At 66.5% G+C, this 25,080-nt stretch carries 24 protein-coding genes; 14 read left to right on the forward strand and 10 right to left on the reverse strand.

The window, feature by feature from the left end; translation table 11 throughout:
* Positions 1-147: 147 nt before the first annotated feature.
* The 3 genes from DBO33_RS10605 (at position 148) to DBO33_RS10615 (ending at position 3,665) form a co-directional block, all read left to right on the forward strand.
* On the forward strand, positions 148-1,152 hold the full coding sequence (locus tag DBO33_RS10605) for an AurF N-oxygenase family protein (protein WP_107654870.1): 1,005 nt from the start codon (positions 148-150) through the stop codon (positions 1,150-1,152).
* Between the two features lies 1 nt (position 1,153).
* Entirely contained in the window at positions 1,154-2,737 is a 1,584-nt protein-coding gene (locus tag DBO33_RS10610; protein ID WP_107654871.1) for an FAD-dependent oxidoreductase, read from the forward strand.
* A 550-nt stretch (positions 2,738-3,287) separates the two neighbouring features.
* Complete coding sequence (locus DBO33_RS10615; protein ID WP_107654872.1) at positions 3,288-3,665, forward strand: hypothetical protein; 378 nt, start codon at positions 3,288-3,290, stop codon at positions 3,663-3,665.
* A 78-nt stretch (positions 3,666-3,743) separates the two neighbouring features.
* Here DBO33_RS10615 and DBO33_RS10620 read toward each other — a convergent pair whose 3' ends face one another.
* On the reverse strand, positions 3,744-4,505 hold the full coding sequence (locus DBO33_RS10620) for an SDR family NAD(P)-dependent oxidoreductase (protein ID WP_107660151.1): 762 nt from the start codon (positions 4,503-4,505) through the stop codon (positions 3,744-3,746).
* A gap of 561 nt (positions 4,506-5,066) precedes the next feature.
* On the opposite strand from DBO33_RS10620, the gene DBO33_RS10625 reads away from it, so the two are divergent.
* The 3 genes from DBO33_RS10625 (at position 5,067) to DBO33_RS10635 (ending at position 8,546) form a co-directional block, all read left to right on the forward strand.
* Positions 5,067-6,986 carry an Hsp70 family protein gene (locus DBO33_RS10625; protein WP_159080198.1) on the forward strand — a complete coding sequence of 640 codons (1,920 nt, stop codon included), beginning with the start codon at positions 5,067-5,069 and terminating at the stop codon, positions 6,984-6,986.
* A 38-nt stretch (positions 6,987-7,024) separates the two neighbouring features.
* Positions 7,025-7,636, forward strand: a complete 612-nt coding sequence (locus tag DBO33_RS10630) for a chloramphenicol phosphotransferase CPT family protein (protein ID WP_107654874.1) — start codon at positions 7,025-7,027, stop codon at positions 7,634-7,636.
* Between the two features lie 115 nt (positions 7,637-7,751).
* Positions 7,752-8,546: an HAD family hydrolase gene (locus tag DBO33_RS10635; RefSeq protein ID WP_234390773.1), complete on the forward strand. Its 795-nt coding sequence runs from the start codon at positions 7,752-7,754 to the stop codon at positions 8,544-8,546.
* A gap of 609 nt (positions 8,547-9,155) precedes the next feature.
* On the opposite strand, the gene DBO33_RS10640 is transcribed toward DBO33_RS10635, so the two are convergent.
* Positions 9,156-9,563: a VOC family protein gene (locus DBO33_RS10640; protein WP_107654875.1), complete on the reverse strand. Its 408-nt coding sequence runs from the start codon at positions 9,561-9,563 to the stop codon at positions 9,156-9,158.
* Positions 9,564-9,660: 97 nt separating this feature from the next.
* Between DBO33_RS10640 and DBO33_RS10645 the strand changes: the two genes are divergently transcribed.
* Both DBO33_RS10645 and DBO33_RS10650 read left to right on the forward strand, forming a co-directional pair.
* A complete protein-coding gene (locus DBO33_RS10645) occupies positions 9,661-10,605 on the forward strand; it encodes a helix-turn-helix transcriptional regulator (protein ID WP_107654876.1) in 945 nt (314 codons plus the stop codon).
* A gap of 107 nt (positions 10,606-10,712) precedes the next feature.
* Positions 10,713-11,336 (forward strand): TetR/AcrR family transcriptional regulator, encoded by a 624-nt coding sequence (locus DBO33_RS10650; protein WP_107654877.1) that lies wholly within the window; start codon positions 10,713-10,715, stop codon positions 11,334-11,336.
* A 22-nt stretch (positions 11,337-11,358) separates the two neighbouring features.
* On the opposite strand, the gene DBO33_RS10655 is transcribed toward DBO33_RS10650, so the two are convergent.
* From DBO33_RS10655 to DBO33_RS44675, 6 genes are all read right to left on the reverse strand, one after another.
* The gene (locus DBO33_RS10655; RefSeq protein ID WP_107660153.1) at positions 11,359-12,246 is read right to left on the reverse strand and encodes a sirohydrochlorin chelatase; all 888 of its coding nucleotides are present in this window, start codon (positions 12,244-12,246) and stop codon (positions 11,359-11,361) included.
* 43 nt (positions 12,247-12,289) lie between these two features.
* Complete coding sequence (locus DBO33_RS10660; RefSeq protein ID WP_107654878.1) at positions 12,290-13,585, reverse strand: sulfate adenylyltransferase subunit 1; 1,296 nt, start codon at positions 13,583-13,585, stop codon at positions 12,290-12,292.
* Positions 13,586-13,663: 78 nt separating this feature from the next.
* The gene (gene cysD, locus DBO33_RS10665; RefSeq protein WP_228542176.1) at positions 13,664-14,623 is read right to left on the reverse strand and encodes a sulfate adenylyltransferase subunit CysD; all 960 of its coding nucleotides are present in this window, start codon (positions 14,621-14,623) and stop codon (positions 13,664-13,666) included.
* Positions 14,620-15,366, reverse strand: coding sequence for a phosphoadenylyl-sulfate reductase (locus DBO33_RS10670; protein WP_107654879.1), 747 nt, complete (start codon positions 15,364-15,366; stop codon positions 14,620-14,622). Before DBO33_RS10670 ends, cysD begins: the two co-directional genes overlap by 4 nt.
* Positions 15,367-15,412: 46 nt before the next feature.
* A complete protein-coding gene (locus DBO33_RS10675; protein ID WP_234390775.1) occupies positions 15,413-17,224 on the reverse strand; it encodes a nitrite/sulfite reductase in 1,812 nt (603 codons plus the stop codon).
* A gap of 135 nt (positions 17,225-17,359) precedes the next feature.
* Complete coding sequence (locus DBO33_RS44675; protein WP_370465231.1) at positions 17,360-17,452, reverse strand: Ms4527A family Cys-rich leader peptide; 93 nt, start codon at positions 17,450-17,452, stop codon at positions 17,360-17,362.
* 219 nt (positions 17,453-17,671) lie between these two features.
* Here DBO33_RS44675 and DBO33_RS10680 point away from each other — a divergent pair, with 219 nt between their 5' ends.
* The 4 genes from DBO33_RS10680 to DBO33_RS10695 all read left to right on the forward strand — a co-directional run bounded on the left by DBO33_RS10680 (position 17,672) and on the right by DBO33_RS10695 (position 21,280).
* Positions 17,672-18,073: an SgcJ/EcaC family oxidoreductase gene (locus tag DBO33_RS10680; RefSeq protein WP_107654881.1), complete on the forward strand. Its 402-nt coding sequence runs from the start codon at positions 17,672-17,674 to the stop codon at positions 18,071-18,073.
* A gap of 151 nt (positions 18,074-18,224) precedes the next feature.
* Positions 18,225-19,418 carry a radical SAM family heme chaperone HemW gene (hemW, locus tag DBO33_RS10685; RefSeq protein WP_234391347.1) on the forward strand — a complete coding sequence of 398 codons (1,194 nt, stop codon included), beginning with the start codon at positions 18,225-18,227 and terminating at the stop codon, positions 19,416-19,418.
* A 408-nt stretch (positions 19,419-19,826) separates the two neighbouring features.
* Complete coding sequence (locus tag DBO33_RS10690) at positions 19,827-20,036, forward strand: hypothetical protein (RefSeq protein ID WP_107654883.1); 210 nt, start codon at positions 19,827-19,829, stop codon at positions 20,034-20,036.
* 497 nt (positions 20,037-20,533) lie between these two features.
* Positions 20,534-21,280 (forward strand): histidine phosphatase family protein, encoded by a 747-nt coding sequence (locus DBO33_RS10695; protein ID WP_159080199.1) that lies wholly within the window; start codon positions 20,534-20,536, stop codon positions 21,278-21,280.
* Positions 21,281-21,317: 37 nt separating this feature from the next.
* Here the strand turns inward: DBO33_RS10695 and DBO33_RS10700 are convergent, their stop codons facing one another.
* On the reverse strand, positions 21,318-22,595 hold the full coding sequence (locus DBO33_RS10700) for a helix-turn-helix domain-containing protein (RefSeq protein WP_107654885.1): 1,278 nt from the start codon (positions 22,593-22,595) through the stop codon (positions 21,318-21,320).
* Between the two features lie 182 nt (positions 22,596-22,777).
* Here DBO33_RS10700 and DBO33_RS10705 point away from each other — a divergent pair, with 182 nt between their 5' ends.
* Together DBO33_RS10705 and DBO33_RS10715 are read left to right on the forward strand one after the other, a co-directional pair.
* Positions 22,778-23,071: a hypothetical protein gene (locus DBO33_RS10705; RefSeq protein WP_107654886.1), complete on the forward strand. Its 294-nt coding sequence runs from the start codon at positions 22,778-22,780 to the stop codon at positions 23,069-23,071.
* A gap of 140 nt (positions 23,072-23,211) precedes the next feature.
* Complete coding sequence (locus DBO33_RS10715) at positions 23,212-24,363, forward strand: DMT family transporter (protein ID WP_159080201.1); 1,152 nt, start codon at positions 23,212-23,214, stop codon at positions 24,361-24,363.
* Positions 24,364-24,654: 291 nt separating this feature from the next.
* Here DBO33_RS10715 and DBO33_RS43530 read toward each other — a convergent pair whose 3' ends face one another.
* Positions 24,655-24,810, reverse strand: a complete 156-nt coding sequence (locus tag DBO33_RS43530) for a hypothetical protein (protein WP_199856579.1) — start codon at positions 24,808-24,810, stop codon at positions 24,655-24,657.
* Positions 24,811-25,080 lie beyond the last annotated feature (270 nt).

Here is a 25,080-nt window from a genome sequence, read left to right on the forward strand (position 1 = left end):
CGATCCGGTGGCGGCGGTGACGAGGGCGGCCGCCACCGGATCCCCATGATCGTTCGTCCAGATGTGTCTTCGTGGGTTGACGTGACCTCCTGTAGGTGTAACTATGGGAAACAGGTAAACGTTCTACTAGGAGAGGCAGCGACGACGATGTCTACAGCCGTGACGCCCCCGGTCGATTCCGATCTGGAGAAGGCGCAGGAGTACGCCTCGAAGCTTCTGTTGCTCTCCGAAGGTTCGGTCAACAAGCATTTCGACCCCTTCGAGGACATCGACTGGGACAACCCCGACTTCGCCCCCGACGCGGGACCGGAGCGGTGGATCCTGCCGACCTCTGCGGACCCGCTGGGTCGCCACCCGTGGTACCTCGCGCAGTCCGACGAGCGCAAGATCGCGATCGGCAAGTACCGCCAGGCCAACGTGGCCAAGGTCGGTCTGCAATTCGAGACGATCCTGATCAGCGGCATGGTGACGCACAACTTCGGCCTGCCCAACGGTTCCCCCGAGTTCCGTTACTGCTCCCACGAGATGATCGAGGAGCACAACCACACCCTGATGTTCCAGGAGATGGTGAACCGGATCGGTGAGGACGTACCGGGTATGGGCCCGCTCGTCCGCAAGTTCAAGTACCTCGGCGCGCCCGTGGCCGCGCTGTTCCCGAACCTGTTCTTCATGGCGGTGCTGGCCGGCGAGGAGCCGATCGACCACATCCAGAAGGCGATCCTGCGCTCCGGCGAGGACGTGCACCCGATCATGCGCGGTGTGATGGCCATTCACGTCGCCGAGGAGGCGCGGCACATCTCCTTCGCCCACGAGTTCCTGAAAATCCATGTGCCGGAGGCGAAGCCGGGCAGCAAGTTCGTGCTGTCGATCGCGATGCCGATCGTCATGTACATCCTCGGCCGCTCGATCTTCACCCCGCCGCGGTCGTTCTGGCGCGAGTTCGACATCCCGGACTATGTGCGCAAGGAACTGTTCTACGGGTCGAAGGAGTCCAAGCAGGAGTTCAGCGACTTCTTCGGTGACGTGCGCACGCTGGCCAAGGACATCGGCCTGATGAACCCGATCTCCAAGGCGGTCTGGAAGCTGCTCAAGATCGACGGCCACACCACTCGCTACCGTTCGGAGCCGTTGCGCGCGGTCAAGGTCGGCTGACGTGCCCTACATCGTCACCCAATCCTGTTGCAGCGACGCGTCTTGCGTGTACGCCTGCCCGGTGAACTGCATCCATCCCACACCGGATGAGCCGGACTTCCTGACCGCGGACATGCTGTACGTGGACCCGCAGGCCTGCGTCGACTGCGGCGCCTGCGCCACCGCGTGCCCGGTCGACGCGATCGTTTCATCGAAGAAGCTGACCGATGAGCAGAAGCCGTTCATCGAGATCAACGCGAACTTCTACCGGCAGAGCCGGCCGCGGCCGCTGCTGGCGAAGCCGGTGCCCGCAGCCGCGATCCACACCGAGCGCCAGCCCCTGCGGGTGGCGATCGTCGGGTCGGGTCCGTCGGCGATGTACGCGGCCGACGAGCTGCTGACCCAGCCCGACGTATCGGTGACCGTGTTCGACCGGTTGCCGGTGCCGTACGGGCTGGCCCGGCACGGTGTCGCACCGGACCACGACAAGACCCGCAAGGTCAGCCACCTCTTCGACATCATCTCGGCCCAGCCGGGCTTCGGTTCGTACCTGAATGTCGAAGTGGGCGCGCATGTTTCGCACGAGGAGCTGCTCGATCACTTCCACGCGGTGATCTACGCCGTCGGTGCTTCGGCCGACCGCAAACTCGACATCCCGGGTGAAGGGCTGGCGGGCAATATCTCCGCCACCGACTTCGTCGCCTGGTACAACGGGCACCCCGATCACGTCGACCGCATCTTCGACCTGACGCAGCAGCGCGCCGTGATCGTCGGCAACGGCAACGTCGCCCTCGATGTCGCGCGCATCCTCACCAGCGATCCGGAGTCGTTGGCGGGCACCGACATCGCGCCGTACGCGCTGCGGGCGTTGCGGGAGAGCAAGTTCGAAGAGGTGGTCATCCTCGGCCGCCGCGGTCCGCTCGAATCCGCCTTCACCGTGCCGGAATTCGTCGGTCTGCTCGGCGCCGACGTGGACATCGCGATCGAGGGCGACCTGCCCGAGCTGACCGATGGTCTGCCGTACCAGGTCGAGCAGAAGCTGCGGTTGCTGCACAGCGTGCGTAACCGGCCGTTCGGCGAGCGCAAGCGCATCGTCTTCCGCTACCTCGCCTCGCCCACCGAGATCCTCGGTACCGATCGGGTCGCGGGCATCGAGGTGAGCCGCAACGAGCTCGTCACCGACGCGGACGGCCGCACCCGTGCGGTCGCGACCGGCGCCACCGAACGCCTCGACGCGGGTCTGGTGCTCACCTCGGTCGGCTACCGCGGCGTGCCACTGCCCGGCCTGCCGTTCGACGCCGCGTCGAGCGTGATCCCGAACCTGGACGGCCGCGTGCTCGAAAGCCTCGGCGGCGCAGTGCTTCCCGGCACCTATGTCACCGGCTGGATCAAGCGCGGCCCGACCGGCTTCATCGGCACCAACAAGTCCTGCGCTCAGCAGACGGTGCAGCAACTCGCCGACGATTTCAACGCCGGGCGCCTGGCCGAACCCGCAGGCACCGCAACGGAATTCGACCGTTTGGTCCGGCAGCGTCAACCCGCGGTCCGCGCCGCTGGTGCCACCAAGCGCCGCACCCCGGTCCGCCGTCTCCTGACCCGCTCCTGACAGTCTCTCGTGGGGCCGAGTGGTCCCACGAGCCTCACCATCGACGCCAACGCCGCCGTCGATGGTGCCCTGCCGTACCGGTCGCGCGATGAGGGCGTGACCGTGCTCGGTGGGCTTGTGCGCCACACTTGTAATGCCGGTCGACTCGGCCACGCGGCGTGAATTAGTTTGCGGCCCATGGGTGCTAGCTCTTCCTGGGCCGGTGCCGCCGTCCATCACTTGGCCGTGTGTGCGCCCAGTGATCTGTGCGCCTCGGCTACTCCGAGCAAACATGCTGACTGATCAGCGAGTAGTGCACCTGATTCTGCTGGCCGTTCGCTCTTTGCTGCGCTGACGCGCCCGCCCGATGCCTCCTGCGCCGTGCGATGTGGTTCCGGCGCGCGCTTTTGTTCGCGGCGTATGCAATTGGGGGTGTTGTGCGCGGCGACCCCAGTTTCGGGGCCTTGTGGTGGTGCGGGTGGGGCCGAACGATAGAGGGGTATGTAGGTGGCCGGGGGTCTGTGCCGGCGGCGGAAAAGTCACTGGGTGCAACCTGAGGAGTCGGTACTTGATGGGAAGTCTGCGGAACTCTGTCCCGATCGCTGTCGCGGTCGCCGCCGGATTGGCGCTGAGCGCGCCGCAGGCGTCGGCCGAGATCGGGACTCGCGTGGTGATCGCGGGCGGCGGTCTCACGAACGGGTTCGGCACCGGCTGTGCCTATCAGGTGGTCGCTACCGGTAATTCGAGTGCGGGCATGAATTTCTATGACAACGGTGTCTGGTTCGCCGCCACGGAGGGGAGTCCGAACCCGAAAACGCATGTGGCCAACTGGACTCCGCAGACTACGGGTGCGCACACCATCCTGGTCACCCAGCACGGCGACTCCAAGACCATCCCCCTGCATGTCGGCACCGGGATCAACGGTGGGAGTTCTTGCCTGGTGATCTAGCGGGACCACGTCGGGTCGGTCCCGCTTCCGCTCGGACGGGTCGCGCGCGGCGACCCGTCCGAGCCCCCTTTTCGCACGCTACTGAGCGGTGAATCCGCCATCGATCGCGAGCGCGGCGCCGGTGATGAAGCTGGCTTCGTCACTGAGCAGGTACGCACAGAACGCCGCGATCTCCTCGGGCTGGCTGATCCGCCCCAGCGGGTGCAGTCCGGCGATCATCGCCTCGCCCTCGGGTGTCGCACCCATCGAATTGCGGAATGCCGGGGTGTCGATCGCGCCGGAGGCGATCGCGTTCACCCGGACACCTTGCGCGGCGGCTTCCAGTGCGACGGCTTTGGTCAGTCCGACGACGCCGTGCTTGGCCGCCACGTACGGCGCCACCGACCCCATGCCGACCACGCCGAGGTTCGACGCGTTGTTCAGAATCGCGCCGCCGCCGGAGGCGACCAGCGCGGGCACCTGGTGGCGGAGTCCGTAGAACACACTCGTCAGGTTGAGTTCCAGGTCGGCCCGCCAGCCCGCCTCATCGATCTCGCCGATGGGTCCGAAGGCGTTGACCGCTCCCGCGTTGTTGAACGCGGCGTCGAGTCGCCCGTACTCGGTGATGGCCGCCTGGGTGAGCCGCGCTACGTCGTCCTCCACCGTGACGTCGGTCGGCACGAACACTGCCCGGCCGCCGGCCGCGCGGATCTCGGCGGCCAGCTGCTCGCCCGCATCCTTACCGCGTGCACCGAGCACCACGGCGGCGCCTTCGCTCGCCACCCGCAGGGCCACCGCCTTGCCGACGCCCGAGCTGGCGCCGGTGATCAGCACGACCTTCTCCGCGAACCGTGTTGCCATGGCCTCCATTTCCCTTCTCCTTCTTGCGATCTCACCTCGGTGGTGGGCCGTGGAAGTAAGTCAAGTCGCAGCGGAGTGGCTGCGCTGGCGGGAAACAGTCGTTGAGTTGACGCGTCATTATTCAGCGAGGCAGTCTGCCGACGCGGGAAATGCGTTAACCGGCAATGCTTTAGTTACCGACCGGTCAGTGTCATAATGTGACTTGTCATTCTTTGGCTGAGGTCGCCGAAAGATCGGATATCGGCACATTGTCTGAATCGCTGTGAGGTAACGGGATTACACCGCCCGGTATCTAATCCACCCTTGTCGAGAGGGCTGGACGGTCTGATGTGTGAACATACGCGCAGGTGACGCGGATCATTGTCGTCGGGAGCTAAACGTTTCACGCCATTCTCGGCCCGTTCATGTCAATTCCACATCCTTCCAGCGAACCCAACAGCTAATCTGTGCTGGCTGTTTGGAAGACGACCGCGGCCACATGGTTCTCTGTGTGATGGACGTGGTCTCGGTACGTTGACGGGATAGCATATGACCACAGGTCTGGGTTTCAGCATCGGCGCAGTGAACTCTGTGACGGCTTCGGTGACCGGTGCACGAACCCGGCCCGTCGTGCGCAGTCGACGCACCGCGGTGACGTTCGACAGCGCGGGCGGACTGCGCATCGGCGGCATCCCGCAATTCAGCATGGCCGTAACGGATTTCGCCGACCTGAGCCGCGATCCGGAGCCGATGATCGTCGGCGGGCGCATCTGGTCGCCTGCCAACCTCGTCGCGGCGGTGGTGAACGGCTTGCGCGCGGCCGAACCCAGCGCGGCCGAGGCGGGTGCCGTAGCCACCTATCCGGCAATGTATTCCGACAAGCAGGTGTCCTTGCTGCGGCAGGCGCTCGACCTGTCCGGTGCGAGTGATGTTGCGCTGGTGCCGGAACCGGTCGCCGCCGCCGAATGGCTGGAGCGCGAGCACGGTCCGCTCGAGCCCGGCTTCGTGCTCGTCTACGACCTCGGCGGGACGAGTCTCGACGTCACCGTCGTGCGGGTCGGCCCCGACTGGGACAACCATCCGATGGTTGGAAAGCCGGTGCGCTGCTACGACTTCGGCGGCAGGCCGCTCGGCGCGATGATCGCGCGATATGCCCATGACACCGGTCCCGGTGCGACCACGCCCATGTCGCTGCTGTCGATGGTCGACATCGACGGCCTGCGTACCGCGCACGTGCACGACACCCTCGAGGTGGTGCGGGCCGCCGTCCGATCCGCCGACCTCACCCTGTCCGACATCAGCCGCATCCTGGTGATCGGCGGGGCGTCGCGGCCGGCCGAGGTCGCCCGCACGCTTGCCGAACTCGGCCGCCCCCTGGTCGTTTCGGCCGACCCGGGTCACACCGTCGCCGCGGGCGCCGCTCTGATGGCCGCGCGCACCATGGCGCTTGCCGCGTCCGGTGGTAAGGAGCATGCGCCGCGTGTCGCCGTATTCTCCAGTGCCGCTGTCGTTTCCGCTGTTGCCATGTCGGCGGTGACCGTCTTCGGTAGTCCCGCAGGTCCCGCCGCGTCACCGGTGCTCGAGCACTATCCCGGCCTCGACACGCCGTCGAACGACACCTTGCTCTACGACGCCAGCGCGGACAAATCTGCCGGTCAGCACGAGTCCTGGGTGGCCACACCGGCGGGATGGAAGACCTCGCGAGCCATCGCGGCCGGCCTCGGTGCGCCGAGCCCCTCCGCTTACGGGCTGTTCATCACCCCGGTGGCGCGCAGCAGCACGCTCGGTCCGAGCATCGCGGAATCCCGGAGCGACTCGCACGACGAACTCGCAAGCCACAGCGGCGCAACGCGACCCGGCGGCACCTACGCCGACCCGGCCCACTTCATCAATCCGCTGCCATTCGGTAAGCCTGTGCTGTTGCCGGGTCAGCCCTCGATTCCGGGCGTCCCCGCCCATCCGGTGTCGCCCATCGCGGGTGCACCCGTAGCACCGCCTGCGTCGGGCTCGATACCCGCTGCGCCGCAAACCAATCCCGCACCCTCGGTACCGGAACCGGCCGCCACACCGGCCACCGGCGGCGCGGTGAACAGTCCGACAGCCGGCACTGGTACCGCCACCGGCACAACACCTTCCGAAACCACGAGCGGCACGACCTCGGGAACTACCTCGTCCGGCGGAACCACCTCTGGCGGCACTTCCGGCGAGTCCAGCACCGGCGGTACGACTTCCGGAGAAACCTCGGGTGGCACCACCTCCGGTACCGGCGGTTCCTCCGACACCTCGTCCGGCGGAACCACGTCCGGCGGTACTTCGACGGGTGGCAGCACTTCCGGCGAAACCTCCTCGGGCGGCAGCACATCCAGCGGCACCACATCGGGTGGAACCTCCAGCGGCACATCGACCAGCGGCAGCACCTCCGATACTTCTTCGGGCAGCACTTCCGGCGGATCGACCTCCGGCGGTTCTACTTCCGGCGGCGACTCCGCGAGCAGCCACTAACTGCCAGCGGTCCGCAGCCGACTCGATAGTCTGGTCGGATGCGGAGCGCTGACCTCCCCAGCCGAGTCATCTTCCTCAACGGGACGTCGAGTGCAGGCAAGACCACCCTGGCTCGCAGCATCCAGGACGAGAGCGACGTTCCGTTCGTCTATTGGGGAATCGACACGCTTTTCGCCCTGGTGCCGCCGAACTGGGGCGGCGGACGCGACGGTCCGCTGAGCCGGGCCGGCTTCTGGTACGACCGGACCGGCTGCGACGCGGACGGTCATCCGCAGGTTGTCATCCGCTACGGACCGGTGGGGCAGCGAATGCTGCGGTCCGCCTGCGTGGCTGCCGCGGCGTTCGCGCACGGCGGCGACCACCTGATCATCGACGAGATGCTGCTGACCCCCGACCTACTGCCGATGTGGCTGACCGCACTGGCCGGGCTGGAGGTTCAGCTGGTGGCCGTCACCTGTCCGCTAGCAGTAGTGGAGCAGCGAGAACGGTTGCGCAGCAACGAAAACGGGCTGGCGCGGGGGCATTTCCACGCCGTGCACGACCATGGCGGCCGCTACGACATGGTCGTCGACACCACTGCGGGATCGCCCGCCGAACTGGCGCGAGCCGTGCTGCGACGTGAGCAAGTCGGCGGAGCATGGATGCCCTGACGTTCGAGCGGCGACTACGTGATCCGTCAGCCGGTCCTGAAGCATCGGGACGAGTGGCGGTCTCGGTGCGGTTGATCGGGGGACGAGCGCAGCTACTGCGGGGCACAATGGGCTGGTGGCAACCGGGGGACCCCAGCTGATCGCGCTGGATGTGGACGGCACGCTGCTCGACACCGGCAGCCCGGTGAGCGAGCGGGTAGCCGCCGCTGTGCGCGCGGCCGTCGCGGCGGGCGCGCACGTCGTCGTGACCACCGGGCGAACCGTCCTGGCAACCCGTTCTGTGTTGGCCGAGCTCGGCCTCGTCGAAGGGCATGCGCTGTGTTCCAACGGCGCGGTGCACGTCGACGTCGCCAAAGGCGAGCCGCTCACCGTGCAGGATTTCGACCCGGCGCCTGCGGTCGTCGCGCTGCGCGCCCTGATCCCGGAGATGATCTTCGCCGTGGAGAAGGTTGGTGTCGGCTACTGGGCGACCGGCGTCAGCCCGGGACAGTTCTCGCTCGGCGAATACCTGCTCGTCGACCACTCCGCACTGAGTAGCGAGCGCACGCCGCGACTCAACGGTTGGTGGCCGCAGGGTTCATTGGCGGAGATGCTGCGCCTACTCGCCGAACTTCAGGTCCCCGGCGCGAGCTGGGTACACGGCGAATTCGGCCCCTGGCTCACTGTCTCGCGCCAAGGCGTCTCGAAAGGTTGGGCCCTCGAACGTCTCCGCCTGGCTTTGCAGGTGCCCCGCACCGCCACCCTGGCGATCGGCGATGGCTACAACGATCGCGAAATGTTCCGCTGGGCAGCGCATTCCGTGGCTATGGCGAATGCCCCCGCGGAGGTCCGCGGGTTGGCGGACGAGGTCACCGGGGACGTGCTGGAAGACGGCGTCGCCACGGTACTCGAGCGGTGGTTCCGCCCCTGAGCGGATCGGCCGTGCGCCGAGAGTGGCCCGCGGCATTCTGTACGCGATGTTGCTGCCGTACTCGGAGGGCGGCTGTGGCGCTGGTTCGGGCAGACCTACAGCGCGCGGCGAAACTATCGGTCGGCGCCGACCCGGCTACGGTCGCAACCGCCGCCACAAACCGGCGACCCGGGTGGTCCATCCTGTTTGGCTGCTAGGCGCAGGAGAGTCGTTGTCCGACAACCCTTCCAGTGGCGGCATGATTGCGGTCTGCTCCAGTTTGCTGACGGCCGGGATCATTTGGGTTCGGCCGAGCGTGTCCGCCGACGGTCGGTCGGCCTCGTTCCAAGTTCGATCTCGCAACGAAGATGCCTCCGCAGCACCGTTCGTATCGTCTGCCGCTCCAGCGGGGATGACCATACGTGTCCTTCCAAGCCTGAAGCCGTTCGCATTGGCACGGCTTGATGTGGCCCAGATCATATGTCGGCCCATGCCGGATCGCCCGGCCCGCCCCGCCCGCGGTCGATATTCAGTGCCCTGCGGCAGGCTGCGACGACCGAGTGCCCCGCAGCGGACTGCGGGGCACTCGGTCGGATTGTTCAGCCGCGACAACGAGGCTGCGGTGGGTGACTACGCCGGTCCGGTCTTGTCCAGGACCTCGAGGTAGTGCGGGTTCGACATCAGGCCGAGGACGTTGCCGAAGGGGTCGACGACCGAGGCGGTCACGAAGCCGGTGTTGCCGCGCGGGGTGATCGGGTCGTATTCCTTGGCGCCGAGTTCGAGCAGCCGGTCGAAGGTGGCCTGGAGGTCGTCGACGTGCCAGTTGACGATCGCGCCGCCGGGGGCGTTGTGGGCGCCCGCCGGTCCGTAGGCGCGATTGACGATGCCGAATTCGTGCAGGTAGTCGCCGATGCGGAACTCGTAGTAGCCGCCGGGGACGTGGAAGTACGGCTCGACGCCGAGGAACTCGCTGTACCAGTCCTTCGCGGCCTCCAGATCGTCGGCGTAGAACGTGCTCGTCGCCATTCCTCGCAGCATGTCAATCTCCTTCTTCGCTTTGTTCTTTGCTGTTGAAAACCATCATCCGCCCTAAAGTGCTCACTGAATGAGCACTTTTTCCGGCAGAATTGTGCGCATGCGAGCGGACAGATTGGTGGCGATCCTGCTGATGATGCAGACGCGCGGACGGGTGACCGCGGCCGAGGTCGCCGAGGAACTGGAGATCTCGGTCGCCACCGCGCGCCGCGACCTGGAGGCGTTGTCGATGGCGGGCGTCCCGGTCTACCCGCAGCCCGGTCGCGGCGGCGGCTGGTCACTGGTGGGCGGCGCGCGCACCGACCTCACCGGCTTGACGGCGGGGGAGGCGCGAGCGTTGTTTCTGCTGGCGGGTCCGTCGGCGAACGCGGTGCCGGAGGTGAAATCGGCGCTGCGCAAACTGGTTCGCGCTTTGCCGCAGCCGTTCCGCACCGAAGCCGCCGCAGCCGCCGACGCCGTGGTGATCGACCCGGCCCGCTGGGGTCAGACCGACCGCGAACTGCCGCCGGTGGTCGCGCTGCTCCAGCGAGCGGTGGTGCAGCGCAACAAGGTTCGTCTGCGCTACGCCAGTAAGAAGGGCGAGCACACCGAGCGACTCGTCGACCCGTGGGGCCTCATCGACAAGGACGCCATCTGGTACCTCATCGCGGGCACCGACAACGGCCAGCGCACCTTCCGCATCGACCGCATCACCGAGGTCGTCGTCACCGACGAAACCGCCTACCGTCCAGCCGATTTCGACCTCTCCGCGACCTGGAACGAGGTGGTGGACGAGCTCGAGCAGCGCCGCGCCGCCACCGCCGCCACCGTCCTCATCTCCGAGCGCCTACTGCCGATCCTGCGCAATCAGCAAGGCAGGCACTGCGTGGTCGACGGCCCGATCGATGACGGCCGCATCCGCGTCCAGGTCACCGCCCCCACCGCTTGGATGCTCGCCCAGCAACTGGCCGGTTGGGGAGCCTCCATCGAAGTCCTCGATCCGCCGGAAGTTCGCACCGAACTCGCCCGAATCGGCACCGAACTCCTCGAGCGCTATCAGTCCTGATCTCGGAAATCTTCCGCCTGTTCCCGTTCCGGAATCGCGGCGGTCGTCTTGTGGATAAAGTACGACCGTACGTTCTTGTATGCAACCTTTCGTGGAAGAATGGAGCCATGCCCGAGCCCACTACCCCGGCCGACCAGCAGCAAGGCACTGATCAGCGCTTGGCGAAAGGCGCGCGGTCCCGGGCTTCGATCGCCAGGCACGCCGCCGACGTGGCGTCCGTCGAGGGCTTGACCGGCGTGAGTATCGGCAAGCTCGCCGCCGACCTTGGCCTCAGTAAAAGCGGCATCGCCACCTTGTTCGGCAGCAAGGAGAGCCTGCAACTGGCTGCGGTGAAAACGGCTCGCGAGGTCTTCATCGACCAGGTGATCACACCGAGCCTGGCCGAGCCCAGCGGCATGCCACGCCTGCGCGCCCTCGTTAACCACTGGTTCGGCCAGGTCGCCGAACCCGCTTTCCCCGGCGGCTGCTTCCGCGTGGCCACGCTCGCCGAGTTCGACAGTCGTCCCGGCCCTGTTCGGGACGCCATCGCCGCGGACCACCGCGACTTCCTCGCATTCCTGTCCAAAGAGATCCGCCTCGCACAAGAGCAGGGCCACCTCGGCGAGCGCAACGCCGACATCATCGCTTTCGAACTGGATGCAGTCATCTCGGCCGCCCACACCGCTCGTCAGATGGACAACGAGTGGGGAGTCGCGACGGCCAGGGCCATCGTCGACAATCTGCTGGGCTGAGCTCTATCTCGGCGGGGCGCCGTCAGGCCGACATTGTGAGAGTCGTGGCGATCGCCGCGTCGTAGCGGTCCCAGACGATGTCGGTCAGAGCTGCGTGCGGGCCGATGACGTTGGCGTGCAGCACATTCGGTGCGGCAGCGACGAGGCGATCGGTGAGCAAGCCGGGGGCCAGGAACCATGGGGCGACGAGAATATCCTCGGCGCCACGTGTGCGCAGGCGGGAAATCGCCTGCGGCAGTGTTGGTTCAGTGGTCGCAAAGCAGATCTCGGTGAGGTGCCCGGTGAGTGCGGCAAGGCGGCGGGCCACCTCGGCTGTGCGGGCGTTGGCGGCGGGGGACGAGGAACCCACGGCGGCAACGGCGATCCCCAAGCGGTGATTCGGCCGAGCGCCCAGGGGATCTCGCGGGGCCGAGAGGATAGACGCGAGCGCCCCGCCGTCTCGCTGGGACGCGGTCGCTTCCAGCATGCGATCTCGGCCGGCCGAATAGGTCGCCGCCTCCGCCACGCGATCCCGCAGGGCCGCGATCAGCCGGACATCAGGCCCGAGAACCCCGGCCTGGGTCAGTTGCAGCTGCGGATGCCGAGTGTGAGCGGCAGCGAGTAGCCCCGGCAAATCCACCCGCGCATGAAAGGCGCTACCCAGCAACAGCGGCGTGACCACCGCATGGGTATGCCCCTCGGCCGCAACAGCATCCACGACCTGCTCCACCGACGGCGCACTGAGATCGAGAAACGCCAGCCGCACATCGAAACCCGGCCGCGCGGCCGCCAGCTCGGCAACAACCGCCGACATCGTCGCAGCCGACCGCGGATCCCGGCTCCCATGCGCCACCGCGATCAGTGCCGGGCGGCCGCGCGTCGACGCCGGCTCACACTCGAGTGCGCAAGCTGCCAGCGCCCCGCCCACCATAGGAGCGGCGGTCGGCCATGCGATGCCGGACGGATCCGTCATCTCAGACTCCGGTACCGACCTCGACCGCCGACAGCACGTCGCCGACGAGGCCGGCGGCGAGGGTGTTGCCGCCGGACGGGTCGATCAGCAGGAAGCTACCGGTGTGCCGGTTCACTCGGTAGTCGTCGACGGCGAGTGGTTCGGCGACGCGCAGGGAGACGCGGCCGATGTCGTTGAGGGCCAACGATTCCGGGTTCGGGTCGGCGATCATGCGCTGCTCGTCGAAGCGCTCCAGCAGGCCGCCGACGATGGCCTGGGTGGTGCGGGTGCCGTGCTTGAGCAGCAGGCGGGCGCCGGGGCGCAGCGGCTTGTCGCCGAGCCAGCAGACGGTGGCGTCGAAGGTGTCGATCGGTTCGGGGGCGTCGGCGACCGAGGCGATGGTGTCGCCGCGGGAGATGTCGACGTCGTCGGCCAGGATCAGGGTGACGCTGCGGCCGGTCTGCGCGACCGCGAGTTCACCGTCCGGGGTGTCGATCCGTTCGACGGTGGTGCGAATCCCGGACGGCAGCACGACCACCTCGTCGCCCGGCGCGACCGCACCGGCCGCGATCTGACCCGCGTAACCGCGGTAGTCGGGGTACTCGGCGGTGCGCGGCCGGATCACGTACTGCACCGGAAAACGAAGTCCCAGTGTGTGATTGCCGGTACTGTCGGCATCGACCGGCACCGATTCGAGGTGCTCGATCAGCGAGGGCCCGGTGTAGTACGGGGTGCTGTCCGAGCGCGTGGCGATATTGTCGCCGTGCAGCGCGGAGACCGGAATCTCCACCACGTCGTCGTCGGACCAGCCGAGGGTGCGGGTGAGCTGATTGAACTCGGCCGAGATCTCGGCGAACACGGTCGCTGCGTCATCGACCAGGTCGATCTTGTTCACCGCGAGCACCAGCTTCGGCACGCCGAGCAACGCGAGAACCGCAGCGTGCCTGCGGGTCTGCTCGATAACGCCCTTGCGCGCGTCGACGAGCAGGATCACCAGCTGCGCCGTCGACGCACCCGACACGGTATTCCTTGTGTACTGCACGTGCCCCGGAGTGTCCGCGAGCACGAAAGAGCGCTGCGGCGTAGCGAAGTAGCGGTAGGCGACATCGATGGTGATGCCCTGCTCCCGCTCCGCGCGCAGCCCGTCCACGAGCAACGAAAGGTCCGGTGTGGCAAGACCTTTGTCGACCGAGGCGCGGGTCACGGCGTCGATCTGATCGGCGAGCACGGATTTCGTGTCGTACAGCAGACGTCCGACCAGAGTGGACTTACCGTCGTCGACAGAACCGGCGGTAGCCAGCCTCAATAGGTCGGACATGTCAGAAACTACCCTCTCGCTTACGTTCTTTCCGCGCGGCAGGCCCCACACCGCGCACCAACTTCAATGGCGTCGGCATCAGAAATAGCCTTCGCGCTTACGATCTTCCATCGCGGCTTCCGACACCCGGTCGTCGCCGCGGGTAGCACCGCGTTCGGTCAACCGAGAAGCGGCCACCTCGGCGAGGATCGCCGCGTTGTCGGCCGCATCGGAAAGCACTGCGCCGGTGGACGATCCGTCGCCAACGGTGCGGTATCGCACCGAAAGTGTTTCCAGCACTTCGTCTTCGCGCGGTCCGCCCCACACACCGGGCGTCATCCACATACCGTCGCGCTGATACACCGGACGCTGATGCGCGTAGTAGATGCTCGCCAGATCGATGTCCTCGCGAGCGATGTAGCGCCAGATATCCAGCTCGGTCCAGTTGCTCAACGGGAACACCCGCACATGCTCGCCCGGCGCGTGCCGCCCGTTGTAGAGATTCCACAGCTCGGGCCGCTGCCGCTTCGGATCCCACTGCCCGAAGGCGTTGCGCAGCGAGAAGATTCGCTCCTTGGCCCGGGACCGCTCCTCGTCGCGGCGGCCGCCGCCGAAGACCGCGTCGAAGCGGTGCTCGGTGATAGCGTCCAGCAGCGGCACGGTCTGCAACGGATTACGGATGCCGTCCGGGCGTTCGGTGAGCCTGCCGTCGGCGAGATAGTCCTCGACCTTGGCGACGTGCAACCGCAGCCCGTACCGCTCGACGATCTTGTCCCGGAACTCCAGCACCTCGGGCAGATTGTGCCCGGTGTCGACGTGCAGCAGCGCGAACGGCAGCGGCGCGGGCCAGAACGCCTTGAGCGCCAGGTGCAGCAGCACGGTGGAGTCCTTGCCGCCGGAGAACAGGATCACCGGCCGCTCGAATTCACCTGCCACCTCACGGAAGATGTGGATCGACTCCGACTCCAGCGCGGCGAGGGTATCGAAATCGCTGATGCCGAAGGCCCGCTCGGTGGATTGGTCGCTCACGCGTTCACTCACGTTAATGGTCTCCGTCATGACTGGTGCAACCCGCATTCGGTCTTGGCGAGGCCGGCCCAACGCCCGCTTCGTGGATCGGATCCCGGCTCCGGCTTCCGTGTGCACGGAGCGCAGCCGATGGACGGATACCCCTCCTCCACAAGGGGATTGACGAGGATGCCGTGCTGTTCGATGTAGTCCTGCATCTCGTCGTCGGACCAGGCGGCGATCGGATTGATCTTCACCAGCCCGAACGCCTCGTCGAACGAGATGAGCGGCGCGTTGGCGCGGGTGGGCGACTCGACCCGGCGGATACCGGTGACCCACGCGTTGTAACCGCTCAACGACTTCTTCAGCGGAACGACCTTGCGCAGCCTGCAGCACTCGCCGGGATCACGCCCGAACAGATCCTTGCCGAGCAGCTGATCCTGTTCGGCGACAGTCTGTTCCGGCCGCACATTGACCACGTTCACCCCGTACACCGCTTCCACGGCGTCCCGGGTGCCGATGGTCTCGGCGAAGTGGTAGCCGGTGTCCAGGAACAAGACATCGACTCCGGGGCGGACCTGCGCGGCCAGATGCACCAGCACGCCGTCCTGCATGTTCGAGGCGACGATGTAGCCGCCGGGCGCTTGCGGGTCCGCAGCGGCAGTACCGAAGTTGTCCTCGGTCCACCGCAGCAGGTCGAGCGCCGAAGCGTCCGGGCCGAGATCGGCCGCACCCTTATCGGCGATGGCTCGGAGCTCTTCCTCGGTCAGCTTTGCCACCAGTTCGGTTGTCACAGTTGGTCTCCCGTCACCTGAGCACGTGCTCTTGCGCAAGCGAGGCTCATTTCAGATCCGCCTCGTCGGCACGAACGACCCACTGCGCGAATCGTTCGCCATCCTCGCGGTGCTTGATGAAGTTGCGCACCACCCGCTCGATGTAGTCACCGAGCTCGTCGCTGGTCACCTTGTGCTGACGCAGCTTGCGCCCGAAGGCGCTGTCGAAGCCGAGGCTGCCACCCAGGTGAACCTGGAAGCCCTCCACCTGATTCCCGGTGCCGTCGTCGACCAGCTGACCCTTGAACCCGATGTCGGCGATCTGCGACCGCGCGCACGAGTTCGGGCAGCCGTTGATGTTGATGGTGACCGGAACGTCCAGCTGCGCATTGAGATCCGCGAGCCGCTCCTCGAGTTCGGGCACCAGCGCCTGGGACCGCTTGCGGGTCTCGGCGAACGACAGCTTGCAGAACTCGATTCCCGAGCAGGCCATCAGGTTTCGCCGCCACAACGACGGACGCGCCTGCAGCCCAAGGGGTGCCAGCTCGTCGATCAGCGCGTCGACCTTGTCGTCGGCGACGTCGAGCACGATCAGCTTCTGGTACGGGGTGAACCGGATCCGGTCCGAGCCGATCCGCTCGACCGCGTCGGCGACCTTGGTCAGGATGGTGCCCGAGACGCGGCCCGCGATGGGGGAGAACCCGACCGCGTTGAGCCCGTTCTTCAACTTCTGCACGCCGACGTGGTCGATCGGCTTGGTCGGCTGCTCCGGCGCCGGGCCGTCGATCAGCTTGCGCTTCAGGTACTTCTCCTCGAGCACCTCGCGGAACTTCTCGATGCCCCAGTCCTTGACCAGGAACTTCAGCCGCGCCTTGGTGCGCAGGCGGCGGTAGCCGTAGTCGCGGTAGAGCGAGACCACGGCCTCCCACACATCGGGCACCTCGTCGAGCGGCACCCACGCGCCGACCCGTTGCGCGAGCATCGGATTCGTGGACAGGCCGCCGCCGACCCACAGGTCCAGACCGGGCCCGTGTTCGGGATGATTCACCCCGACGAACGCGACGTCGTTGATCTCGTGCACCACGTCCTGCTGGCCCGAGATCGCGGTCTTGAACTTGCGCGGCAGGTTGGAGTACTCCTTCTTGCCGATGTAGCGGCGCACGATCTCGTCGATGGCCGGAGTCGGGTCGATGATCTCGGTGAGCGACTCGCCGGCCAGCGGCGAGCCGAGCACCACGCGCGGGCAGTCGCCGCACGCCTCGGTGGTCTTGAGCCCGACCGCCTCGATCCGCTGCCAGATCTCGGGGACGTTCTCCACCTCGATCCAGTGGTACTGCACGTTCTCGCGGTCGGACAGGTCGGCGGTGTCGCGGCCGAACTCGGTGGAGATCTGGCCGAGCGTGCGCAGCTGCTCGACGTTCAACGCGCCCGCGTCGCAGCGGATGCGCATCATGAAGTACTTGGCCTCGAGCAGGTCGATGTTCTCGTCGCCGGTCCAGCTGCCGTCGTAGCCCTGCTCGCGCTGGGTGTAGAGACCCCACCCGCGGAAGCGGCCGCGCAGGTCGCCCTTGTCGATGCTGTCGAAGCCCTGCTTCGAGTAGATGTTCTCGATCCGGGCGCGGACGTTGAGCGGGTTGTCGTCCTTCTTGGACTGCTCGTTCGGGTTCAGCGGTTCGCGGTAGCCGAGCGCCCACTGGCCCTCCGCCTTGCGGCGCACCGGCTTACCCGTGCGGGCGCGCGGGCCTGCCGAAGCCTCCGGACGCGGGCGGTCGGGGCGGACGCGGCGCTCAGTGGCGGGGCGTTCGGGGCGTGGGTGGTGACCTGGCCGGGATTCAGGGCCGGACTGATCGATCGGACCGGCGTCGGTGCTCGACGTCATGAGGGTCGCTCCTGCGGGGTGGGTGATACATCCGTGCTGGAGGCGCGAGGGGCTGACTCGCACCTGCGGTGTCAGCGGACCGATGAAGTCGAAGATCGGGATCGCCGGGAGGACCCGGGGATGGGCGTCGCTGAGCTACCGAGGGGAATCGGGCAGACAGCTGGCGCTACAAACGCGCTTGTAGTCGACGTGGCGACGTGCCACAAGTCGTACTCCCGATGCGCGCATGCAGCCTATTGTGCCACCTCAACGGGCGACTTCCGACCGTAGATCCCTATTTTCCGCAAAACTCCGGGAAATCCCCTGCACGGTTCGGGCGATATGTGACGGCGGTCATAGATCATCCGGCGATGGCGGCCGGTGATGCGTCGGGCTCACCAAAAGTGAACTACGCCACTCGTACTGAATTTTGACCTGAAGCGCACTTCAGGGATCAGACTCTGCGGCATGAGTACCGCACCTGTCGACACCGAGCTCGACGCGATTCGCACGGTTGTCGAGACCATCCAGCACTCCCAGCAGAACGAACTGGTCGACGAGTTCGTCGCACTGTTCCGCGAAGACGCCATCTGGACCACCGGCGGCGGCAAGCGACTGTTCGGCCGCGCCGCGATCGCCGAGTTCACCGCCAAGGTCCTGCCCGGCGCCATGCGCGACGGCACCGCCACCTACGAGATCGAACACGTCCTGTTCATCCGGCCCGACGTCGCCGCCGTCAAGGTCCGCCAGCGCTACCTGACCAACGACGGCCAGGTCACCGGCGAAGGTTCCCCGATGTACGTCATGTCCAAAGAGAACGGCCACTGGCTGCTCACCGCCAACCAGAACACCGTCATCGCCGAATCCTGAGGTGCGGGGAACTGATGCCGGCATCGCCCGAGTAGCGAACGGCATCAGTTCCCCACGATCACTCGTCCAGGTCCCCTCGGGTAGCGGGGGAGGCGTCGAGTGTCGGTTGCGAGGCGACCTGCACACTGGAGGGGTGAGTTCACCTGCGGCTATCCCTGTCGGCACCGAGACGTCCGGACCGGTGCTCAGCGACTTCGGGGGCGGTCCGTTCGGGATATACGTGCATGTGCCGTTCTGTGCCACACGCTGCGGATACTGCGATTTCAACACGTACACCGCGGGCGAACTCGGGACCTCAGCATCGCCGCAGTCCTGGCTGGCAGCGCTGCGCGGTGAGTTGGCCACGGCGGCAGCGCAGTTCGCGGCACTGCCGACGGCGACGCCCGAGGTGGCGACGATCTTCGTCGGCGGTGGCACCCCGTCCCTGCTCGGCGGCGACGGACTGGCGGCGGTCCTCGATGCCGTGCGCGACAATTTCACCCTCGCCGCGTCCGCCGAGGTGACCACCGAGTCCAACCCCGAGTCCACCTCGCCGGAGTTCTTCGACAGGATCCGCGCCGCAGGCTTCACCCGGATCTCGCTCGGCATGCAGTCCGCCGCCGCGCACGTGCTGAAAGTCCTGGATCGCACCCACACGCCGGGCCGGGCCGTCGCCGCCGCGCGAGAGGCCCGCGCCGCCGGTTTCGACCACGTCAACCTCGACCTGATCTACGGCACCCCCGGCGAACGCGACAGCGACCTCGACGAAAGCCTCGACGCGGTTCTCGACGCGGGCGTCGACCACGTCTCCGCCTACTCGCTGATCGTCGAAGACGGCACCGCGCTGGCCCGCCGCGTGCGCCGCGGCGAACTGCCCGCGCCCGACGACGACGTACTCGCCGCCCGCTACGAACGCATCGACGCTCGCCTCACCGCCGCGGGATTGAGCTGGTACGAGGTGTCGAATTGGGCCGCCAGCGAAGCGGCGGCCTGTCGGCACAATCTCGGCTACTGGGACGGCGGCGACTGGCTCGGTGCGGGTCCCGGCGCGCACAGTCATGTCGGCGGCGTGCGCTGGTGGAACATCAAACACCCCGCCCGATACGCCGACCGCGTCGCCGACGGCGGCCTGCCCGCTGCGGGGTGGGAAACCCTCACTCCCGACGAGCGCTACACCGAACGCGTCATGCTCGCCGTTCGTCTCCGCACCGGGTTACCCCTCGCCGAACTGGACCCGGCCGGTACCGCGGCCGCCGACCGCGTCATCGCGGACGGTCTCGCCACGCGCGCGGGAGACCATCTCGTCCTCACCGATCGAGGCAGGTTGCTGGCCGACGGAGTGGTCCGTCAGCTACTCGTCCCGTAATCACGGTCCAGCGGTGTCGAGAGGGGTCGACAGCAAGATTTCGTACCTCGGCCAGCTGGTTCGGTGCGGCCGGCTGGAAGTGCCAGGGGCGCGCGCTAGCCATTATGTGACGTAACACTCACCATGCTTCGATCTCGATCGGCTGTGCGGCCGCGGGCCCATCCGCGCCGACAAAACCACCTTCGGCGGCGTTCAGTAGCGGCGGCGGCCCTTCCCGCTCCGGGGCGTTCGCAAGCGTCCGACCACCCCGGAAGGCGGCAGAAGTTGTTCCCCTTCGGCGCGCCCCGCTACCTGTCGAATTGTCCGGATAGCGCCGCCCGACAGACCCCGGTCAGCGAACTGCCGGGTCGGTTCGGCTGTCGCGGAGCGAGCGCGCCTTGTAGGCTTCGATCAACCCCAAGGAGATTCATGTCCCCGGCACGACACATCACTCTCATCCACGAACCGGGCGAATTCGCCGAGGCGCGGGCAAATGAAAAGGCCGAAACTGCGCGACAGAGCGCGGTGGCCGCACGCACCGTTGCCAGCTATTCACAGAACGCCGACGATTGCCAATCCCTATTGGCGATGCTCGGCCTGGACGCACTCGCCGGCAAACAAGCCAGGGTCTGCGACTAACCAAACCTCTCCGCAGGCGAAAGCCATTCGCGGGGTGTCACCCGTACGCGGCGCGGAAGCGCTGGACGACACGTAACGGGTCATGAAAACCACAGCGCCGCGCGATCATTGCGATCGTGCGGTGTCTGGCGTCTGTGTGCGCGGTAGGTAGGCTCCGCCTGGTTTGCGGCGGGCCTGATACGCCATGCCGCCCTGAAGGCGGAGTTGGATGCTCAGACGGCTCAGACCGGCCCACTACGTCGGCCGGCGGTTCTGGCCACCCCGCTCCGGACCGGTCCTGGGCTCAGGTCGGCTGTGGACCGGCGGCTCGGCGCGGGCTTCTCTCCTGCCTCCTGCTCTGGCCTCAGGCCCGGCTTCGGCCTCTCGGCCCCGACACTCGGGGGCAAGTCTCCCGTCGCCCTCGCAGTGCGAAACCCCGACTCAGCGGGCGTGCGGAGCGGCACCGCCGAGTAGGCGGCGGAAGGGGCGCATAATTGGGTGATCACGAAGGGGATGGCGTGGGAACTGAGGATGTAAGTGGTTGGGGGCGGCGTCAATTCGAGATGACCTGCTCGCATATGGACAATTCGGGCTCTGTCGACCTGCTGTACGCGGTCCGGCACGGGCAGAGCACTGCGAATGTCGCTTTTGCCGCCGACGAACTCATCGAATCCGACGATATGACTATCGAACTGACCGAGTTGGGGGAGCGGCAAGCCGTGGCGGTCGGCCAATGGTTGGTTTCCCTGGAGCCTGATCAGCTGCCTGACCTGGTGCTTTGCTCACCGTACCTGCGGGCCGTGCAAACCTGGCAACTCGCCGAACAGGAATTGCGCGCGGCGAACCGCACACTCCCGTGCTATCGCATCGATCAGCGGTTATACGACCGATCCCGCGGCCAGTTGAAACACCTACCGCCGGCCGCAGTGCGCGACCGCTTCCCCGACGAACCCGCGAGAGAAGCTCGCGACCCACTCGGCTACCGCCCACCCGGTGGCGAGTCGTTCAAGGATGTCGCCGAGCGCCTCCGCGGGGTCGTGTCCGATCTCCGAGCCGAGCATCGACACCGCCGCGTGCTGATCGTGGCGCACGACGCCATCGTGCTGTTCCTCCGTCAAATCCTGGAGAACCTCACCGACACAGCAGTTTTGGCGCTCGCCGAAGAAGGTCTCGCGGGCAACGGCTCGATCACCAGCTGGCAGCGCACCATCGAGGGCTATCGACTCCTGACCTACGACCAGCGCACTCATCTACCGAAAACCTGACCCCACCAATTGCCTACGCGCACAACAGAACCCACCATCACCGCTCGATGATGTTGTCCCGCAACGCCGGTGGCAGCCCGACCACGAGCTGCGAGACATTCCTGCGCACCTGCCCCACCCGCAGTTCCGGCGGCAACGACTGCCACACCTGACGGATCTGCTCGCGCGCATGGTCCAGTTCTCCTTGGCGAGTCCATAAAGCGGCCATGTCGAGGTCGAGCAACGCGCGACCGACCTGGTCCTTCTCCGCCATCGGTAACTGGAGCATGCGGTCGCGGATCGCCTCGGCCGCCCGCCAATCGCCGATCGAACTCAGCGCGTGCGATTGATGCCACCGCAGAATGTATTCGGAGGTGCCGAGGTTGTCGTCGGTCGTCGCGGTCTCGGGCAGCGCGTCGAACATGCGCTCCGCCGCGTTCACCGCCTCCAGCGCGTCCCGGCGCCGCCCGATTCTGGCCTGAATCCCCGCCTCCGCCAGCAACCCGAACACACCCGCCGCCGTCGGTGTCCGCCCGCTGGCCGCCTGCGCCGAACGCGCTGCAGCCAATCCTTGATCGAGGGCGTGCCGATAACACTCGTGGGTGTGCGCCATGTGCCCGGCCAGCCAGGCCTCGAGCGCGGGATCGCCGGCATGCCGGGCGGCCCGGCGCGCTTTGGCGAACCACATGAACGTGTCGTGCAGATCGGCGACGTCGTTCAGTCGAAAAGCGATGAGGCCCGCCAGAATTGCCTCGATGCGGTGCAGCCGCCGGTGCAGATCGGCGGAGTGATCGGTCAGCTTCACCTGCTGGACCTGAGCCAGGTCACGCATCCGCGCGGGAATGTATTCCGAAGGGGGAAGGACATATACGAGATAGCCGCTGAGTTCGAGGCTTTCCTCCAGTGCACGAACGGTATCCCGCGCGGTGGAGCCGACCTGTGAAGCCGGAGCGACGACCAAGCGGCCGGGTAAAGCGGGAGAAGGGTTTTCGTCGTCGGTGTAGTCGTGTCCGAACCCGAGCCGGTCCGGTCGCGTGCGATACAACCGGCACAGGGCATCGAGGAATTGATAGGTCGGCATGTCCAGGCCGGTCTCCCAGCGGGACACGCTCTGATGGGACAGCCCCCTGCACGACGACCCATCGGCGCTGACAATCCGCTGTAGTCGCTGCGCGACATCGACGAGTGTGAACCCATGCGCGATGCGATGAGCGCGCAACAAGGAAACCCCGCAATGCGATCGCACGGCGTGTACCTGTTCCCACGTCGACCCACCCGCGGCCTCGTATTCGCGTACGACTCGTCTTCCGCACGCAATGCTGTGCTGCCCACCCACAACATCTCCAGATCATTGGTGTTTCTGATAGTCGGGACACGCGTAGGTATCTGCGACGTCCGCGCTTTCGACGGTATCCCTGCCCTACGACTTCGTCCATAAAAGTCGTGGTTCTGCGCGTAAGGCGTGCAAGAGCGGGGCAATCCCTGGCCGCAGGCCCCGGTCAGCGGCACGCTGGGGGTATGAAAAAAATCGTCATCGTCGGCAGGGTCCTGGCAAACCCGGAGTGTGCCGCCGACGAGGATGACCACGTGTCATTCGCCCACAAAATGGTGCACGTAATGACGCCTATCGCGACTGTGGTGACCGCTCTGGCCACCTTCGTGACCGCGGCCTCGGAAATGAACACCCTGGCCGTGACGGCCCTGGCGGGAGCCTGGGTGGTGGCGGGCTGGCTGGCTCGCGGCCGCCGCTGTCACTGTCGTGAAGATCGAAAGCACGCCCGGCTGCATAGTGCGGCAGGGGGTACCGCCTAGTCGAATGTCGCCCTGACCGAGGCACACACCGGATACGTGACGCCGTAGCGGGAGTCGTTCAGCCCGTACCGTTGTAGCTGCGGCAAGTCGCGAAAAAATACCCGGGAGTACGGAACCTGGGTGTCGCTCAAATCGGTAATGTGAGCGATATCAACGGGTCCGAGATCGTACAAAGCAGACATTTCACTGACCTGCGCGGTATCGGAGCGCTGGTTCTGCTAACCGCGTCATTTGCCATGCTCACCGTGGTGTCGCGCTATCTCGGTGGCGGCTTCACCGCGCCCCAACAGGTCTATCTGCGTACGGGTCTGGCGTTCTTCATCGCGATAATCGCATTCAGCCGATGTATCCGCTGGCGCACCGTGCTGCGGATCAGCGGGCGGGAATGGTGCGTGGTGATCGGACGCACCGTGCTGCTGTACGTAGTAGGCACCACGCTGTTCGCGAAGGCCGCCGGGATGACGGCGGTGAGCGACATTTCGTTCATCGCCGCCTTGCCGCTGGTCGCGGCCCTCGGGATGCTGCTGCGCAGCGTGCGCGTGTCCGCCGTGCGGATCGTATTCGTCGGCGGGTCCGCCGTGGGTGTCGCGATCCTGTCGGGATTCGGCGGCAACGCGTCGAGCTCGCTGAACTATGGCAACCTGCTCGCGCTGGTCGCCATGGTGGCGATTTCGCTGAGTTACCTCGGCCGCGATCTGCACGACGGCACGCTGAACAATCATGAACTCACCGCGCTGACCCTCGGTGTCGGCGCGGTGGGGGTCGCGCTGACCTCGGTGCTGCAAAGAGATGGGCTGCCGCATGTCCAGTCGGACGCGTCAGCGGTAATGCTCTGGGCCGCAATCGGTATCGGCGGATTGCTGAGCGTGCTGAACGTCTTTCTCATCAACTATTCGTTCGAACGAGTGGACCCCGTGCTCAGTGGCAACATGCTGACCGTCGAGTGCGTGTGGGGGCTGCTGTTCGGGCTGATCTTCTTCGGCCAGGTGCCCACGTGGAGTGGGATCATCGGCGGGGCGCTCATCGTATTGTGTGCGCTGGCGTTGAACATGCTCGATGGGCGCGCCACCGAGACCGTCACCGAACCCGACGGCGACGATCCGGTGACCGCGCAGCAACCGGAGCTTGCGCTGGCCGCGGCCGAGCAGTCGCCGCCGGTGCTTCGCATGTACCTGCCCGACGGCCGCGATGAGCCGCGCACGCAGCGTGCGGAAGAACTGGCGGCGAGCCACTCGTGGATCGGGGCGTGGGACCCGGCGAGCGGTCAAGGGCAGCGGTCTGCGGCCAGTTGAGGAGGATCTGTGCACGGGGTCGCCCTGGGACTGCCGCGGCACGGTTATGGGGGGTGTGGCACCGCAGGTCGCGGGCTTTGTCGAGGGCATTAACCAAAATCTGCTTTCATCGGCGACGGAGTTATTTAGCGTCAGCAATATTTCTCTGCAGAAATAGGTTAATGCTCGACTGTTAATTGTGCGCCCACCATTTGCGGCGACTGGGAACGCAATATTCCGAACGCTTCAATGCGATTTGAAGCATCAGGCATCAATGTGCAGGCGCTTGCAATTGTTACGTCAAGTGGCTGGTTACCAGTTGGTTTCTTCGAGGCGATTCACAGCCTGAGTTATCCAGGTGGTGAAGTGACTGGTCAGGTCGGTGGGGGTGGTGGGGCGGATGGTGATGTGCGGGCCGCGGATCTCGGTGTAGCGGCCGTCGTCGGTGATGTCGTGCCACTGCAGCACGTTCCAGGGTTGCGCGAGGGTGTGCAGCGGGGCGGCGATGAGGACGGCGGTGCCGCCACCGTCGGCGGGGCGGCCGACGAGGCGCTGGTATTGCTCTCGAGGGGTTTGGCGGGCGACGTCTTCGAAGTAGCCGTCGCGGCGCGGTGCGATGTCGTCGGGGTGGAAGGTGGCGGGGGCGGCGGGTGGTCCTTTTTATCCTCCTGCGGGGGCGGCCGGGGCGTTGGTGGGGCGTCCGTGGGCGCCCGGTCCTGCTCAGAAGAATGGCGTGGG

The organism is Nocardia suismassiliense (assembly GCF_900269665.1).
GTDB classification, from domain to species: Bacteria; Actinomycetota; Actinomycetes; order Mycobacteriales; family Mycobacteriaceae; genus Nocardia; species Nocardia suismassiliense.